This is a genomic window from Collinsella sp. AM28-11LB (assembly GCF_003469895.1).
Taxonomy (GTDB): Bacteria; Actinomycetota; Coriobacteriia; order Coriobacteriales; family Coriobacteriaceae; genus Collinsella.
Map to the genome: position 1 here is coordinate 373601 of NZ_QSKJ01000001.1, position 15409 is coordinate 389009.

Sequence of the window (15409 nt, forward strand, 5' to 3'; positions counted from 1 at the left end):
AATCGGACTCAGGTCGGCCTTTACACACCCTCTGAAAAATACGTATCTGAACCAACTGTCCAAGGGTATGTTTCACCCCCCGGCAAAAGGCCTCCTGGCGAATCAAAATTCGCCAGGAGGCCCCATACAAAACGTGGGCGCCGTCGTTCAAACGAACGACGGCGCCCACACTCACTTTCTTTTTCAGCCCTAGTCATCGCGCAAAGCCCCTTCGGCAGCACACGGTGCAGCCGAGTCACCGTGTGCCGGGGCGGGAAGGCGGACCTTTCTCTCGGAAAACTTCGCGAAGCCCAGTTTCCGAGAGAAAGTGTCCGGCTGCCGCCCCGGCCGACCAGGTCACACTACATCGTGTACTGCGGCAGGTCCTGCAGGGCGATGACGTCCATACCCATGTCGTTGGCGCTGCCGTGACCCTGCTGGTCCTCGCGCACCGCCTCGATGGCACTCACGTATGTGTTGGCAGCGGACATCGCGGTCACGCAGGTCACGCCGCGGCGCACCGCCTCGGTACGCAACAGATAGCCGTCGCCACGCGAACCCGGGCCGTACGGCGTGTTGATGATCACCGCAATCTTGCCATCGGCGATAAGGTCGCCGATATTGGGACGCTCGCCGTCATGCGGGCCGCTGATCTTTTCCACGATTTCGCACGTCACGTTGCCGCCGCGCAGCACGCGCGCCGTACCCTCGGTAGAGCAGATATCAAAGCCAAGGTAGCGCAGGATACGGGCGACCGAAAGGATGTGGCGCTTGTCGCGGTCGCACACGCTAATGAACACCTTGCCGCAGCTCGGGTCGGGCAGCTTGTAGTCAATCGCCAGCTGCGTCTTGGCATATGCCTCGGGATAGCTCTTGGCGATACCCATGACCTCGCCCGTCGACTTCATCTCGGGCCCCAGGATAACGTCGGCTCCCGGGAAACGACCCCAGGGCATAACGGCTTCCTTCATGCAGAACCAGTCCAGCTGACGCTCGTCACTCGGCAGGCCCAGGCTCGCGATGGAATCGCCCGCCATGATACGCGCCGCGCACTTGGCCAGCGGCACTCCGGTGGCCTTGGAAATGAACGGCACGGTACGGCTGGCACGCGGGTTAGCCTCGATCACGTAGACGGTCTCGCCCTTGATGGCATACTGCACGTTGACCAGGCCGCGGACTCCCAGCGCCATCGCGATGCGGCGCGTAGTCTCGCGGAGCTTCGCCTGCAGGCTCTCGCTAAAGCTAAACGGCGGAATGCACGTCGCGGAGTCGCCGGAGTGGATACCGGCCTCCTCGATATGCTCCAGGATACCGCCGATGTAGACCTCCTCGCCGTCGCACAGGGCGTCGACATCGGACTCGATCGCACCCTCCAGGAAGCGATCCAGATACACCGGGTAGTCGGGGCTAATGCGCGCGGCCTCGGCCATGTAATCGCGCAGATGCTCGGCATCGTAGGCGATCATCATGCCGCGGCCGCCCAGCACGTAGCTCGGACGCACCAGCAGCGGGTAGCCGATGTGCGCGGCCACGGCCTCGGCCTCCTCAAACGAGGTTGCCTGGCCCGCCGGCGGGTACATAATGCCCAGCTTGTCGAGTAGGGCGGCAAAACGCTCGCGGTCCTCGGCAAAGTCGATGGCATCGGGCTTGGTGCCCATGATGTTGACGCCACTCTCCTCGAGCATGCGCGCCAGCTTAAGCGGAGTCTGACCGCCGAGCGTCACCACGACGCCGTCGGGACGCTCAACGTCGATAACGTCCATGACGTCCTCGTAGGTGAGCGGCTCAAAGTACAGGCGGTCGGACGTGTCGTAGTCGGTCGAGACAGTCTCGGGATTGCAGTTGACCATGATGGTCTCAAAGCCGCGAGCCGCCAGCGCATAGCTCGCGTGCACGCAGCAGTAGTCGAACTCGATACCCTGGCCAATACGGTTGGGGCCGGCTCCCAGGATCATCGCCTTGGGCTTGTCCGCCGGCGTGGTCTCGTCGGGGGCAACGCACTTCTTGGCATCCGGGCTCGTGCGGTAGATGTTCTCGTACGTCTTGTAGTGGTACTCCGTGGCGCTCGAGAACTCCGCAGCGCAGGTATCGACCGTCTTCATGCTGGGAACCACGCCCAGACCCTTGCGATAGGCGCGCACAAAGCGCTCGTCCGAGCCGGTCAGCGCGGCAATCTCGGCGTCGCTCGTGCCATACTGCTTGAGCAGGCGCATCGCGTCGGCGTCAATGTCCTCCACACGCAGGCCGCGGATGCTCTCCTGGACCTGCACCATGTCGTTGATGCGGTTGAGGTACCACGGATCGATGCCGCAGATGGCATGGATCTGGGCGATGTCCCAGCCGCGGCGCAGGGCCTCGACCACAAAGAAGATGCGGTGCTCGGTCGGGGTTGCCACGGCTTGGGCGAGCTCATTATCGCTCAGCTTATCGGCACCCTCCTTGCCACCGGCGCAAACACCCTGGTGTCCATCCTCCAGCGAGCGCATGGCCTTGCCAAAGGCTTCCTCGAAGGTGCGGCCGATCGCCATAATCTCGCCCACGGCCTTCATGCGCGTGGTGAGCGTGGGGTCGGTACCCTTGAACTTCTCGAAGGCAAAGCGCGGCACCTTGACCACGCAGTAGTCAATCGTGGGCTCAAAGCAGGCAGGCGTTGCCTTGGTAATGTCGTTGACGATCTCGTCGAGCGTATAGCCAACGGCCAGGCGCGCGGCGGCCTTGGCGATGGGAAAGCCCGTGGCCTTGGAGGCCAGTGCGGAGGAACGACTCACGCGCGGGTTCATCTCGATGACGATCAGGCGACCGGTCTGGGGGTTCACGGCAAACTGCACGTTGGAGCCGCCGGTCTCGACGCCGATCTTCTCCAAGATGGCGAGCGAGGCGACACGCATGCGCTGATACTCAAGGTCGGAGAGCGTCTGCGCCGGCGCCACGGTAATGGAGTCGCCGGTGTGCACACCCATGGGGTCGAGGTTCTCGATGGAGCACACGATGATGCCGTTGCCGGCGTGGTCACGCATGACCTCCATCTCATACTCTTTCCAGCCCTCGATGGACTCCTCGACCAGTACCTCGTGGGCGGGCGAGAGCTCCAGACCCTGGCTCACGATGGAGACGAGCTCCTCGTGGGTGTGAGCGATGCCGCCGCCGGCGCCACCGAGGGTAAAGCTCGGGCGCAGCACGCAGGGATAGCCCACGCGCTCGGCGATAGCCTCGGCGTCAGCCACGCTGTAGGCATAGCCCGAGCGCGCGACCTCCAGGCCAATCTCGGCCATTGCCTCGTTAAAGAGTTTGCGGTCCTCGCCGCGCTCGATGGCGGCAAGGTCGCAACCGATCATCTCGACGCCGTACTTGTCGAGCGTACCGTCCTTTGCCAGCTCGACGGCGGCGTTCAGACCGGTCTGGCCGCCCAGCGTGGGCAGCAGCGCGTCCGGGCGCTCTTTCTTGATCACGCGCTCGATAAACTCGGCGGTGATGGGCTCGACATAGGTGCGGTCGGCAAGACCCGGGTCGGTCATGATGGTCGCCGGGTTGGAGTTAACCAAGATGACCTCAAAGCCATCCTCCTTGAGCACCTTGCAGGCTTGGGCGCCGGAGTAGTCGAACTCGCAGGCCTGGCCAATGACGATGGGACCCGAACCAATAACGAGGATACGCTTGATGTCGGTACGTTTCGGCATGTTTAAAACCTCCTAGAGAGGCTGACTCAATGTTTTGGAAAAGTCAGCGAGGGTGCAGCTGGTGCATCAGGTTGCCGTGATGCAAGGGCGCGCTGGGCTTATGCCCGCGCGTCCGAAGCAGAACGGCAAGATGATGTGCCGGATGCAGCCGCAGCGTCGATCGGTCCGCCGTTCGGCAGAACGGCGGAACCATCGTCGGCGAAATTCCAACCGGCAAGGCGGTCCTTCGCGGTGTCGATGTCCAGGTAGTTCTCCTCGCCGTCCATGAGTCGCGTAAAGGCGGTAAAGAGATAGTGGGCATCGGTGGGGCCAGGCGAGGCCTCGGGGTGGTACTGGACCGAGAAGCACGGGGCGTCGAGCAGCTGGATGCCCTCGGCGGTGCCGTCGTTAAGGTTCACATGCGTCAGGCGAATGCGGCCAAAGCGCTCGTTCATCACGACCGGAGCGATGCCGCGGCGCACCCAGACGCGCAGATCTCCATCGGCCGCATGCTCGGTCTCGCCGCCGGAAAGCTCGGGGACAAGCTTGCCCAAGCTGGGGAACAGCAGGCCAAAGCCATGATTTTGCGCGGTGATCTCCACGCGACGGCTTACCAGGTTCATGACCGGCTGGTTGCCACCGCGATGACCGAACTTAAGCTTTTCCATCTGGGCGCCGCAGGCCAGGCTGATCATCTGATGACCCAGGCAAATGCCAAAGACCGGCACCTTGCCGATCAGCTGCTGTACCTGCTCATAGGTCTCCACCACGGCGTCGGGGTCGCCGGGACCATTGGACAAAAAGACACCGTCGGGATTCATGTCGAGCACCTGCTGGGCGGGCGTATCCCACGGCACGACGGTAAGGTCGCAGCCGGCACGGACCAGGCCCTCCAGAATGCCGAGCTTCACGCCGCAGTCGTAGGCGACCACTTTGTGACGGGCAGGAGCGGCAGCCGCAAGCGCAAAGTCATGCGTGGCAGGCAGGTCACTCGCGGCAAAGACGTGGGGTTCAGGGCAACTTACGGTCTTGACCAGGTTCTCGCCCACCAGTGTGGGCGCTGCGGCCAGACGCTCGGCAAGCTCGTCGACGTCGAAGATCTCGGTCGAGATAATGCCCATCTTGGAACCATTGTCGCGCAGATGGCGCACCAGAGCGCGGGTGTCGACACCCTCGATAGCGACGATGCCGTGAGCGCGCAGGTACTCCGGCACGCTGACGGCCGAGCGCCAGTTAGAAGGCGTGGCGCACATGTCGCGAACGATCATGCCGCGCATAGCCGGAGCGCTCGCAGGGCGCACGGCGTCGCCGGGGAAGGCCGACTGGACGTCGGTCTCGTCGATGCCGTAGTTACCGATCTGCGGATAGGTCATGGTTACGATTTGGCCGGCATAACTCGGGTCGGTCATAACCTCAAAGTAGCCCTCGAGCGAGGTATTGAAGCAGACTTCGCCGGTCGCGGTGCCCTCGGCGCCGCATGCACGTCCGTAAAAAATGGTCCCATCCTCAAGATATAGGATGCAGGGACCGCAGGTGCCCTTGCTGGTTTTGGCCAGCATACGCTGGCAAAGCTCGCTGGGCGCGAAGGTGCGGGCGGCAGCGCCCGCGGTATGGTTGTTCGCCATAGTTCTCCTTCCCGGTCTCACAGGACCGGCTTAAAGGTGTGTAGTTAGGCCTCGCGGTATTCTAACCGCAAGCATCACTTATGGCGTTAATTACATAGAATTGTTTACAAAATGATAATTATGACTCCCCATGCATAATGATTCACAACCGCCATCGGGTAGTCTTTTTGGGACGGGGCTATTTTAGCTGCCTCGGCTGCTAGCGCTAGCGTTTTGTCTGATTGACGGCCGGGGTAGCTAAAATAGCCCCGTCCCAAAAAGACTACCCAGAAAAATCATCCCGCGTGGGCTTGTGGCTCACGCGGAATGATGGCCTCCTACTTTTTCTTGTCCTGTTCCAGCAGATCGGACGGTGAGCGATCGGGCTTGCCGCCGCGGAAAATCTCGCGACCATGCAGACGATGTTCCAGGTCACGTTCGGCCTTTTCCTCGTCAATCTTGGTCTGGCTCACCACCGGGTCCTCAATCAACGACGACACCGAGTTCACCTGCTTCTGAATGCGCTCGGCGATGGTGTCATCCATACTCACGATGCGCATCTTCCAGTCGATACTCGTGGCGTTGGATGAGCTCTTGGTCCATACGAACGTCAGAATGGCGCTCTGGTGGCCCTGGGCGGGAAACATGCCAAAGAAGGAATCGTGCTGAATGTTGCTATCTTCGTCGATATAGGCGTGCACGTTATACACCACGCGGTCAATCTTATCGTTGAGCAGCGCGTTGGTCGCAAGTGCCGCGGCCTGAATCTGCCCGTTGGACAGCAGTTCGAGCTCGTTGGCAGACGATGTGTCCAACACCGTTACCTCGACCGTGCCCGTACGCTCATCGGCCTCGTCGACGGAAAAGTCGAGCGGAAACTGCGTAAAGCCGTTGCCCCACTCAAGGCCGCCCTTCAGCGCCGTCGAAACGGTATCGACCGAAACGCTCTCGGACAGATTGGCGGTATTCAGACGGCGCATCACGCCGTAGCCGATCTGCATGCCCACGATCAGCACCAAAATACCGATGACCACGGCCATCGCGGTCTTCGTAATGGTATGGCTCACCTGCGAGCCCGAAGGATCGTCCTCGGACAGCGGGTCGATATGTTTTGCCTGGCTCGCGCGGTCCTCGCTGCGCAGCTGCGCTAGCGCCGCTTTGTCACCGCGCTTGGCCGCAGCCTCCTTCTCGCGCATGCGCTCGGTACGCTTTTTGGCAAGCGTAGGATCCAAGACGCCGGATGCATCGATTTCGGAGAATAACTCCGTCACCTCTTCCGGAGTCAAAGGGTTCTTGTCAGCCATAAACTTCCTGTCATATCAATCAGTCGAGCTCGTGCGCACGCGCACCTTCGAACTGCATTCGATAGTAACGGGCATAGGTGCCGCCACGGGCGAGAAGCTCCTCGTGCGTGCCACGTTCCACAACGCGACCATGCTCAACGGTCGCAATCTCGTCAGCATGCTTAATGGTCGAGAGACGGTGGGCGATGATAATCGTGGTGCGGCCGCGCGCCAGCTCTTCGAGTGACTCCTGCACCGCCTCCTCGCTCTCGTTATCCAAAGCACTCGTCGCCTCGTCCAAGATCAGGATCTTGGGGTTCTTGAGAAACACACGCGCGATGGCGACGCGCTGTTTCTGTCCGCCCGAAAGACGGCTGCCGCGCTCGCCCACGACCGTGTCATAGCCCTGCGGCAGCGACTCGATAAAGGCATCGATGTTGGCGCGACGGGCGGCTTCGGAAATCTCTTCTGCCGTGGCGCCCGGTTTGCCGTAGGCGATATTCTCGCCAATCGTTCCATCGAACAGATACACGTCTTGCTGCACCAGGCCAATGGCACGACGCAGGCTCTGCTGTGTCACATCGCGCACGTCCCGGCCGTCGATGCTAATGGATCCGGCAGCCACGTCATAAAAGCGCGGTAGCAGCGAACAGGTCGTGGACTTGCCACCGCCCGAAGGGCCAACCAAAGCGATGGTCTGACCAGGCCTGATGGACAGGTCCATATGGTCGATAACGGGACGCGCCTCAACATCCGTGCCAAGCTCGGCGTCCTCGTAGTTAAAGCACACGTCGTGATACTCCACGGCGCCGGCGGTCACCTGCAGATCCGTAGCGCCCGGCTTGTCCTGGATATCCGGCGCGGTCGAGAGCACCTCGTCCATACGCTTAAAGCCGGCGATAGCCTTCTGATACATCTCGGCGGAATTGACAAGCGTCTCGAGCGGCGTGCAGAACAACGAAATGTAGAGCGCAAACGTCGCCATATCGACTGCTTGCAGCTCGCCCTGAGCAACCAGCCAACCGCCGAGCAGCACCACGATCACATACAGCACGCCCGAGAGCAGGCCATACGTCGCGGTATAGACGCCCATGGCGTGGTACATGTTCTCTTTGGACGAAAGGTAGCGATCGTTAGAGGCACGGAACTTGGCGCGCTCGGTCTCCTCGTTGGCAAAGCTCTTGACTACGCGCATGCCCGCCAGCGAATCCTGCAGCTGCGCATTGATGCCGCTGATCTTTTTGCGGTTGTCGCTAAAGACCTCGCGCATACGCATGTTCTGCCAAAACATGATGACCGCAAACACCGCCGTCACCACGGCCATGGCAAGCGCCAACACCGGGGCGATGGTAAAGAGGATCACAAACGAGCCAATGATCTCGATGCCGCAGATGATGATCCACTCGGGCACGTGATGCGCCGCCTCGCAGATATCGAACAGGTCGTTGACCACGCGGCTCATCATGTCGCCCGAGCTGTTGCGGTCGAAGTACGCAAAGCTAAAGCGCTCATACTGGTCAAACAGGTCCTCGCGCATCTTGGACTCCATGCGCGCGCCCATCACGTGACCCCAATAGCTCACAAAGTAGCGGCAGGCACAGCGGACGGCATACATCAGCACCAAGCCCACCGCGATCATACCGAGCGCCTGCATAATGGCAGCCTGACCCTGGGTAAACAGCCCACCGGTCAGATTGCGCAGAATAATAGGAAACGCCAGGTCAATGGCGGCAAGCACCAGGGCGCAAACCGTATCGGCAACAAGAAGCCCCATCTGGGGCCTGTAATACGACAAAAAACGCTTCAGCATAATCACCTTACGCGGTTTTACCAAACCGCGTTTCGTCTCGACGCTGCAAGTGCCCCATTTGGACAATCTGGCCTTCAATCGTCGGTCGCGTATATCCATACGCTTCCCTCCTCTTTTAGGCCACCTCGTCTCAAATGGAGCACTTTCGCTGACTTACACAAACCAGCGAGGTCATAACCCCGCCTCAACAAAGTAACCGCTCGCTACAGTTCGGCTCCACCAAGGCGATGCGCGATGCTATCGCAGGCCAAGGCGCCCACGACGGTCTTGGCGTCTTCGATCTTGCCGTCGAGTACGGCGTCGATCAGCTCGTGCAGCGGCACCAGATCCACGTTGACAAACTCGTCATCGTCGGGGTTGGGCGCGTCGAACTCGAGCTTGGTGGCCAGGTAGATATGAATAATCTCGTCGCAGAAGCCGCAGGTCGTGACAATCGACGTCAAAAAGCGAATGCGACCGGCCCTAAAGCCCGTCTCCTCGTGCAGTTCGCGCTTGGCACAATCGAGCGGATCCTCGCCCGGGTCGAGCTTGCCGGCGGGAATCTCGACCGTCACGCGATCGATGGCGGTGCGGTACTGACGCACCAGCACAATCTTGCCACTCTCGGTCAGCGCCACAACGGCCGCCGCACCCGGATGGCGAATGATGTCGCGGGCGCTGCGGTGGCCGTTGGGCAGCTCAACCTCAAGACGGTGGACGTCGAGGATCTTGCCCTTCCAGGCGCACTCCTCCGAAAGAATCTTCTCGTGTAGCTCGGCATCGTGCGGGTCGTCATCGCCCAGCACCAGCACCGGCTCGTCAGCAACCTCGCCGCCAGGCTCGCCCTCGGCGTGCCCATACACGCGGCTGTCCTCCTCGACGATCTGCGCGTCCACGAGCTCTTCGTTCTTATCGTCCATCCGTCTCATTCCTCTCGGATTTTAGGCATCCCAGGCGTCGCGGCCGCGCAGCGCGCGCAGGCCGATGTCGTGACGCAGGGTCTTACCCTCAAAATCAATCTTCTCGCAGGCCTCGTAGGCAAGGTTGCGAGCATTCTCGAACGTGTCGCCCAGAGCGGTCACGGCAAGCACGCGGCCACCATTGGTCACGAGCCGGCCGTCCACCACGGCAGTGCCCGCGTGGTACACCGTCACGTTCTCCATGGCCTCGGCTTCGGCGATACCGGTGATGACTTTGCCCTTCTCGTAGCTGCCGGGATAGCCCGCGCTCGTCAGGACAACGGCCACGGCCCACTCGTCGCGCCAGTCGAGCTCAATCTGGTCGAGCTCGCAGTTGGCGCAGGCCAGCATGACCTCGACCAGGTCGTTCTTAAGGCGCGGCAGCACGACCTGCGTCTCGGGGTCGCCAAAGCGGGCATTGAACTCCAGCACCTTGGGGCCGGCGGGCGTGAGCATAAAGCCGCCGTACAGGCAGCCGCGGTAGTCGATGCCCTCGGCAGCAAGCTCGGCAACGGTCTGCTCCATGACCGCCACCATGGTGGCGTGCTCCTCGTCGGTCACGATGGGCACCGGGCTGTAGACGCCCATGCCGCCGGTGTTGGGGCCCTTGTCGCCCTCGAGCGCGCGCTTGTGGTCCTGCGAGGTGGCCATGGGGCGCACGGTCTTGCCGTCGGTAAAGGCAAGCAGCGAGCACTCGGGACCGGTCAGCATCTCCTCGATGACCACGGTGTTGCCGGCATCGCCAAAGGTGCCGCCAAAGCACTCTCGCACGGCCTCCTCGGCCTGCTCAAGTTCGGTCGCCACGATAACGCCCTTGCCCGCGGCAAGGCCGTCGGCCTTGACGACCAGCGGGGCGCCCTGCTCGCGCACGTAGGCGAGAGCCGAAGCCTCGTCGGTAAACGAGCCGTAGGCTGCCGTCGGGATACCGGCGCGCTCCATGAGCTGCTTGGAGAACAGCTTGGAGCCCTCCATCTGGGCGCCCTCGGCACCCGGGCCAAAGCACGGAATACCCGCCGCACGCACGGCGTCGGCCACGCCCGCCACGAGCGGAGCCTCGGGGCCAATTACCACGAGTCCGCATCCGTGGCCCTGCGCAAACGCCGCCACGGCCGCAGGATCGCAGTCGTCGAGAACAACGTTCTCGCCACAGCTCGCGGTGCCGCCGTTACCCGGCGCAATGTAGAGCTTGCCGGCGCGCGGTGATGCTGCGAGCTTAGCTGCCAAAGCATGCTCACGGCCGCCGCTGCCCAACAACAGGATGTCGATGGTTTGAGTGTCCGCCTTCAAGGGTGCCTCCTCTATGGATGAACGGCCCGCCAACCATGCGGACCCATTACAAAGCAAATATACCCCTCGGCCGCCCGCTTGGGCTGCAAAGGGGTATATCGCAATAACCAAATGGTCCCGATTACTTCCAGAATCGGTTGATGATCTGCTCGCGACCAGCGCCAACGCCAATAAACGTCACGCGGGTGTGTGCCAGATCCTCGATAAACGCCACGTAGTCCTGGGCCTCCTGCGGCAGCTCGTCAAAGCTGCGGCAGTCGGTGATGTCGCACTTCCAGCCAGGGAGCTCCTCGTAGATGGGCTTGGCATTCTCAAAACGCACCTGGTGCTCGGGCACGCTCGTATAGCGCTCGCCATCGACGTCGTAGGCCACGCACACCTTAATGGTGTCAAAGGCCGAAAGCACGTCGAGCTTGGTCAGGGCGATATCGGTGAGGCCGTTGACGCGCGAGGCGTAGTTGGCGATGGGGCCGTCGAACCAGCCGCAGCGACGACGGCGACCGGTGGTCACGCCGTATTCATAGCCCTCCTCGGTCAGCGTGTGACCGGCCTCGGACTCATAGGAAAGTTCGGTGGGCATGGGGCCCGAACCGACGCGGGTGATATAGGCCTTCATGACGCCCAGCACGCGGTCGACATTCTTCATGCCCACGCCGGAGCCGGTGATGGCGCCGCCGGCGGTGCAGTTGGAAGACGTCACGTACGGATAGGTGCCGTGGTCGATGTCGAGCAGCGTCGCCTGGGCGCCCTCAAACAGCAGGTCCTTGCCCTCATCGATCATGTTGTTGAGCAGCAGACTCGTCTCGGTGATGTAGGGACGCAGGCGCTCGGCCATGGGCAGGTACTCGTCACAAATCTGGTCCACGGTGTAGGTGGGCAGGTTGTAGATGAGCTCGAGCTCGGGGTTCACGCGGGCGAGAGCGGTCTCCAGCTTGTCGCGGAACAGTGCCTCGTCCAGCATGTCCTGCATGCGCAGGCCAATGCGGGCCATCTTGTCCTGATAGCACGGACCGATGCCGCGCTTGGTGGTACCGATGTTCTTCTTGCCGAGCTTCTGCTCAAAGGCGCCGTCCAGATCGATGTGATACGGCATGATGACATGCGCGTTGCCGCTGATCTTGAGGTTCTTGGTGGTGATGCCGTCGGCCTCGAACATGTCGATCTCCTCAAGGACAACCTTGGGGTTGACGACGCAGCCGTTACCGATCACCGACACGTGGTCGGAATACATGATGCCGGAAGGCACCTGGTGCAGGCCGTACTTCTTGCCGTTGACGACGATGGTGTGGCCGGCGTTGTTGCCGCCCGAGTAGCGCACGACGGCATCGAAGTCGCCGGCGACCAGGTCGCAAATCTTACCCTTGCCCTCATCGCCCCACTGGGCACCGACCAAAACGGTTGACGGCATGTTTACTCCTTACATTCATGGACTGTCTACGCGCCACGCCGGCACGCAGAAGCACAAAACATTCCCAGTATACCCGTGCAACGGGCGCCTGTCCTACTCCTCGGCATGTGCCCCATCAAGCTCATAGAACTTGGTGGATGCCGGCAGGAACATCAGGTCGACGTCGCCGATCGGGCCCGAACGGTTCTTGGCCACGACGATACGCGTAACGCCCTCGTCGGGTCGATCGTCGCGTGAGGCTTCGGCCTCGTCGGCGGAGCGGTCCAAGAACATAACGATATCGGCGTCTTGCTCGATGGAGCCCGATTCACGAAGGTCGGAAAGCTGCGGGCGCTTGCCGGTACGGGATTCGACCTGACGCGAGAGCTGCGACAGCGCGATGAGCGGGATCTTGAGCTCCTTGGCCATGATCTTCAGACCACGCGACATCTCGGAGACCTCGACGGTACGGCTCTCGGAGCGGCGTCCCGGCGGAGGACTCACCAGCTGCAGGTAGTCCAGGATGATGATGGCCTTCTCCTTGTTGTGGAGCATGCGGCGGCTCTTGGCGCGAATCTCGGTCACTGTGGTGCCGGGCGTATCGTCAATCAGAATATCGAGCTTAGACAAGGTCTGCGTGGCCTCGTTGATATTGGCCCACTGCTCGGGGCTAATGCGGCCCATGCGGAAGTCACTGATCGAGATCATGGCGTAGGCGCAGATCAGACGCTGGGCAATTTCCTTGCCCGACATCTCCAGCGAGAAGAAGCCGACGGTATAACCAGCGGCGGCAGCGTTGAGCGCCAGATTCAGGGCGAACGAAGTCTTACCTACAGCAGGACGGGCGCCGATAATGATGAGCTGACCCTCGCGAAAACCCATGAGCATGCGGTCGAGCGACGGGAAACCCGTGGGCACGCCCGCAGCCTGGCCACCGGCCTGGCACACTTCCTCGGCCTCGTTATAGGCCTCGACCATAAACTCGGTCAGCGTCTTGTAGCTCGACTTGACCTCGCGCGCCGTGACCTTGAGCAGCTTGCTCTCGGCCAGCTCCACGACCTCTTTGGTATCGGTGGGGGCATTATATGCCAGCGCGTTGATCTCGTTGGTGGCGCCGATCAGCTCACGCAGCATCGAATCGCGGCGAACGATGGCGGCATGGTGCTGCCAGTTCACGAGCGACAGAGTCTGACCCATCAGCTCCAAAATATACGCCTCGCCGCCCACGGCATCGAGCTTGTTGATGCTTCGCAGGTAATCGATCAGCGAGATGGAGTCGATGGGAATGCGGCTGTTGTACATATCGACCATCGCGGTATAGATGGTCTTATGAATGGGCCGGTAGAAGTCATCGGGCTGCAGCTCGACCTGGGCCTCCTCGACCACCTCGGGCGATAGCAGCATGGCGGCCAGTACATTGGCCTCTGCATCTTGGTTTTGGGGAAGACCCAACTTTGAGCCGCGGTCCTCGACCGTCACTCCCGTCTCCCTTTCGTCATATGCCATGAGCATCCTCATTCATATCGCTTGCGAGCATCCATAGTATCAGCCACGGTCCCAAAACGCGCCGCGCGCCGCCAATCATCACCGAACGAAACGGATGAACGGTCCCGTATATAGGACTTCAACGCAACGTTCACCATGACACTCACTCAGCGCAAAAAACAAAAGGGCGCCCCGGTTTCCCAGAGCGCCCTTCTTAGAACAAGATTGTTGCGTTGCAGCAAATGCTACTCGGCAGCAGCCTCAGTCTCGACCTCGGCGGTCTCGGCCTCGGCGACCTCAGCGGCCTCCTCGACCTCAGCGGCCTCCTCGACCTCAGCCTCGGCAGCGAGCTCATCGGCGGTAACGCCGACGAGAACGACAACCTCGGCCTTGATCTCGCGGTACAGCGAGATGGCAACGGTGTGGGCACCGGCAACCTTGATGGGCTTACCGAGCTCGACGCGCTTGCGGTCGATGTCCATACCGAGCTGAGCCTTGATGGCGTCAGCGATCATAGCGGCGGTAACGGAGCCAAAGAGGATACCCTCGTCGCCGACCTTGACGTCAACAGTGACCTGCTTGCCCTCGAGGGCAGCCTTGGTCTCGTTGGCGGTAGCCAGACGGACGGCCTCGCGCTTGGCGATGTTGTTGCGACGCTCGTCGAGCTGCTTGAGGTTGCCCTTGGTGGCGGCAACAGCGAGCTTCTTGGGGAACAGGAAGTTCTCAGCGTAACCCTGAGCGACCTCTACGACGTCACCCTCGCCGCCCTTGCCCTTGATCTCATCGAGAAGAATAACCTTCATGATGCGTCTCCCTTCTTAGCCGCGGTCGCGGTTGCCACGAGAGGAAACCACGGGGACGGTGTACGGCAGGAGAGCCATCTCGCGGGCGCGCTTGATGGCGTTGGCGATGTCATGCTGATGCTGCGTGCAAGCGCCAGTGACGCGACGGGGCTTGATCTTGCCACGGTCGGTCATGTACTTACGGAGAAGCTGAGTGTCCTTATAGTCGATGAACTCAGTGTTCTCCTTGCAGAACTGGCAGTACTTACGACGCGGCTGACGTGCAGAAAAATCATTAGCCATGTCAAAATACCTTTCGTTTGGCAACTTCGGCGAACCGAAGCCGCCTCTCACTCAAAAATAGGTGAACAACCCTTAGAACGGGATGTCCTCATCGTAGACGTCGACCGCGGGCGGCGTAGCCACCGGTGCGGCAGGACGTGCTGTGGGCGCGGGAGCTGCGGGGGCGTAACCGCCCTGATCGTAGCCACCCTGGCCACCACGGGAGCTCATAAACTCGATCTCATCGACGATGACCTCAAGCTTGCTCCGGCGCTGGCCGTCGCGCTCCCAAGAACTGTAGCGCAGCTTGCCCTCGATCGCGACCTTGTTTCCCTTTGCCAGGAAACGGCTCACGGCCTCGGCGCGGGTGCCGAACATAGTGCAGTCGACAAAGTTGGGATAGTCCTCCCACTCGCCAGTCTGCGCGTTACGGCGACGATCGTTCACAGCGACGCCAAAGGACAGAACCTGGGTTCCGCCGGCGGTGGCGCGCAGCTCGGGATCGCGGGTGAGGTTACCGGTGATGTTCACTCGATTGATGCTCATAACTCACTACTTCCTCTTGGGGCACAAGCCCAGTCCAAAACGACAGTCTTACTCCTGGTCGTCGCGACGGACGATCATGTGGCGGACCACAGCGTCGGTGATGCGCAGGACGCGATCAAGCTCGGCGATCTGGGTAGGATCTGCGTGGAAGTTGATGAGGGTGTAGTCACCATCGGTGAGGTCGTTGATCTCGTAGGCGAGCTTGCGCTTGCCCCACTCGTCAACGGAGTCGACCTTGCCAGCGCCCTCAGCGATCGTGGTATCGATACGCTTCATAACAGCGAGACGAGTCTCGGGGTCGAGCGACGGGTCAACAAAGAACAGCAGTTCATAAGCCTTCATATTGTCACCTCCTCTGGGCAAATGTGGC

12 protein-coding genes are annotated in these 15409 nt (G+C 61.3%); all 12 read right to left on the minus strand.

Translation table 11 applies throughout. The annotated features are described in order from the left end of the window. Window positions 1-341: 341 nt before the first annotated feature. The 12 genes from carB to rpsF all read right to left on the minus strand — a co-directional run bounded on the left by carB (window position 342) and on the right by rpsF (window position 15381). A complete protein-coding gene (carB, locus tag DW732_RS01590; protein ID WP_118098325.1) occupies window positions 342-3656 on the minus strand; it encodes a carbamoyl-phosphate synthase large subunit in 3315 nt (1104 codons plus the stop codon). 98 nt (window positions 3657-3754) lie between these two features. Next, window positions 3755-5260 carry a glutamine-hydrolyzing carbamoyl-phosphate synthase small subunit gene (gene carA / locus DW732_RS01595; protein WP_233539321.1) on the minus strand — a complete coding sequence of 502 codons (1506 nt, stop codon included), beginning with the start codon at window positions 5258-5260 and terminating at the stop codon, window positions 3755-3757. Window positions 5261-5577: 317 nt separating this feature from the next. Beyond that, complete coding sequence (locus DW732_RS01600; RefSeq protein ID WP_117743350.1) at window positions 5578-6543, minus strand: hypothetical protein; 966 nt, start codon at window positions 6541-6543, stop codon at window positions 5578-5580. A 19-nt stretch (window positions 6544-6562) separates the two neighbouring features. After that, window positions 6563-8332, minus strand: coding sequence for an ABC transporter ATP-binding protein (locus DW732_RS01605; protein WP_118098327.1), 1770 nt, complete (start codon window positions 8330-8332; stop codon window positions 6563-6565). Between the two features lie 203 nt (window positions 8333-8535). Next, on the minus strand, window positions 8536-9231 hold the full coding sequence (locus tag DW732_RS01610; RefSeq protein ID WP_199406603.1) for an NUDIX domain-containing protein: 696 nt from the start codon (window positions 9229-9231) through the stop codon (window positions 8536-8538). A gap of 21 nt (window positions 9232-9252) precedes the next feature. Continuing rightward, window positions 9253-10557, minus strand: a complete 1305-nt coding sequence (purD, locus tag DW732_RS01615) for a phosphoribosylamine--glycine ligase (RefSeq protein ID WP_118098329.1) — start codon at window positions 10555-10557, stop codon at window positions 9253-9255. 121 nt (window positions 10558-10678) lie between these two features. Next, complete coding sequence (locus DW732_RS01620) at window positions 10679-11965, minus strand: adenylosuccinate synthase (RefSeq protein WP_118098331.1); 1287 nt, start codon at window positions 11963-11965, stop codon at window positions 10679-10681. A gap of 93 nt (window positions 11966-12058) precedes the next feature. Beyond that, the gene (gene dnaB / locus DW732_RS01625; RefSeq protein WP_117743354.1) at window positions 12059-13456 is read right to left on the minus strand and encodes a replicative DNA helicase; all 1398 of its coding nucleotides are present in this window, start codon (window positions 13454-13456) and stop codon (window positions 12059-12061) included. A 218-nt stretch (window positions 13457-13674) separates the two neighbouring features. Then, window positions 13675-14232: a 50S ribosomal protein L9 gene (rplI, locus tag DW732_RS01630; protein WP_118098333.1), complete on the minus strand. Its 558-nt coding sequence runs from the start codon at window positions 14230-14232 to the stop codon at window positions 13675-13677. 15 nt (window positions 14233-14247) lie between these two features. Then, window positions 14248-14514, minus strand: a complete 267-nt coding sequence (gene rpsR / locus DW732_RS01635; RefSeq protein WP_006235829.1) for a 30S ribosomal protein S18 — start codon at window positions 14512-14514, stop codon at window positions 14248-14250. A 72-nt stretch (window positions 14515-14586) separates the two neighbouring features. Continuing rightward, on the minus strand, window positions 14587-15039 hold the full coding sequence (locus DW732_RS01640) for a single-stranded DNA-binding protein (RefSeq protein ID WP_117743356.1): 453 nt from the start codon (window positions 15037-15039) through the stop codon (window positions 14587-14589). A gap of 48 nt (window positions 15040-15087) precedes the next feature. Then, a complete protein-coding gene (gene rpsF / locus DW732_RS01645) occupies window positions 15088-15381 on the minus strand; it encodes a 30S ribosomal protein S6 (protein WP_006235831.1) in 294 nt (97 codons plus the stop codon). Window positions 15382-15409: the final 28 nt, after the last annotated feature.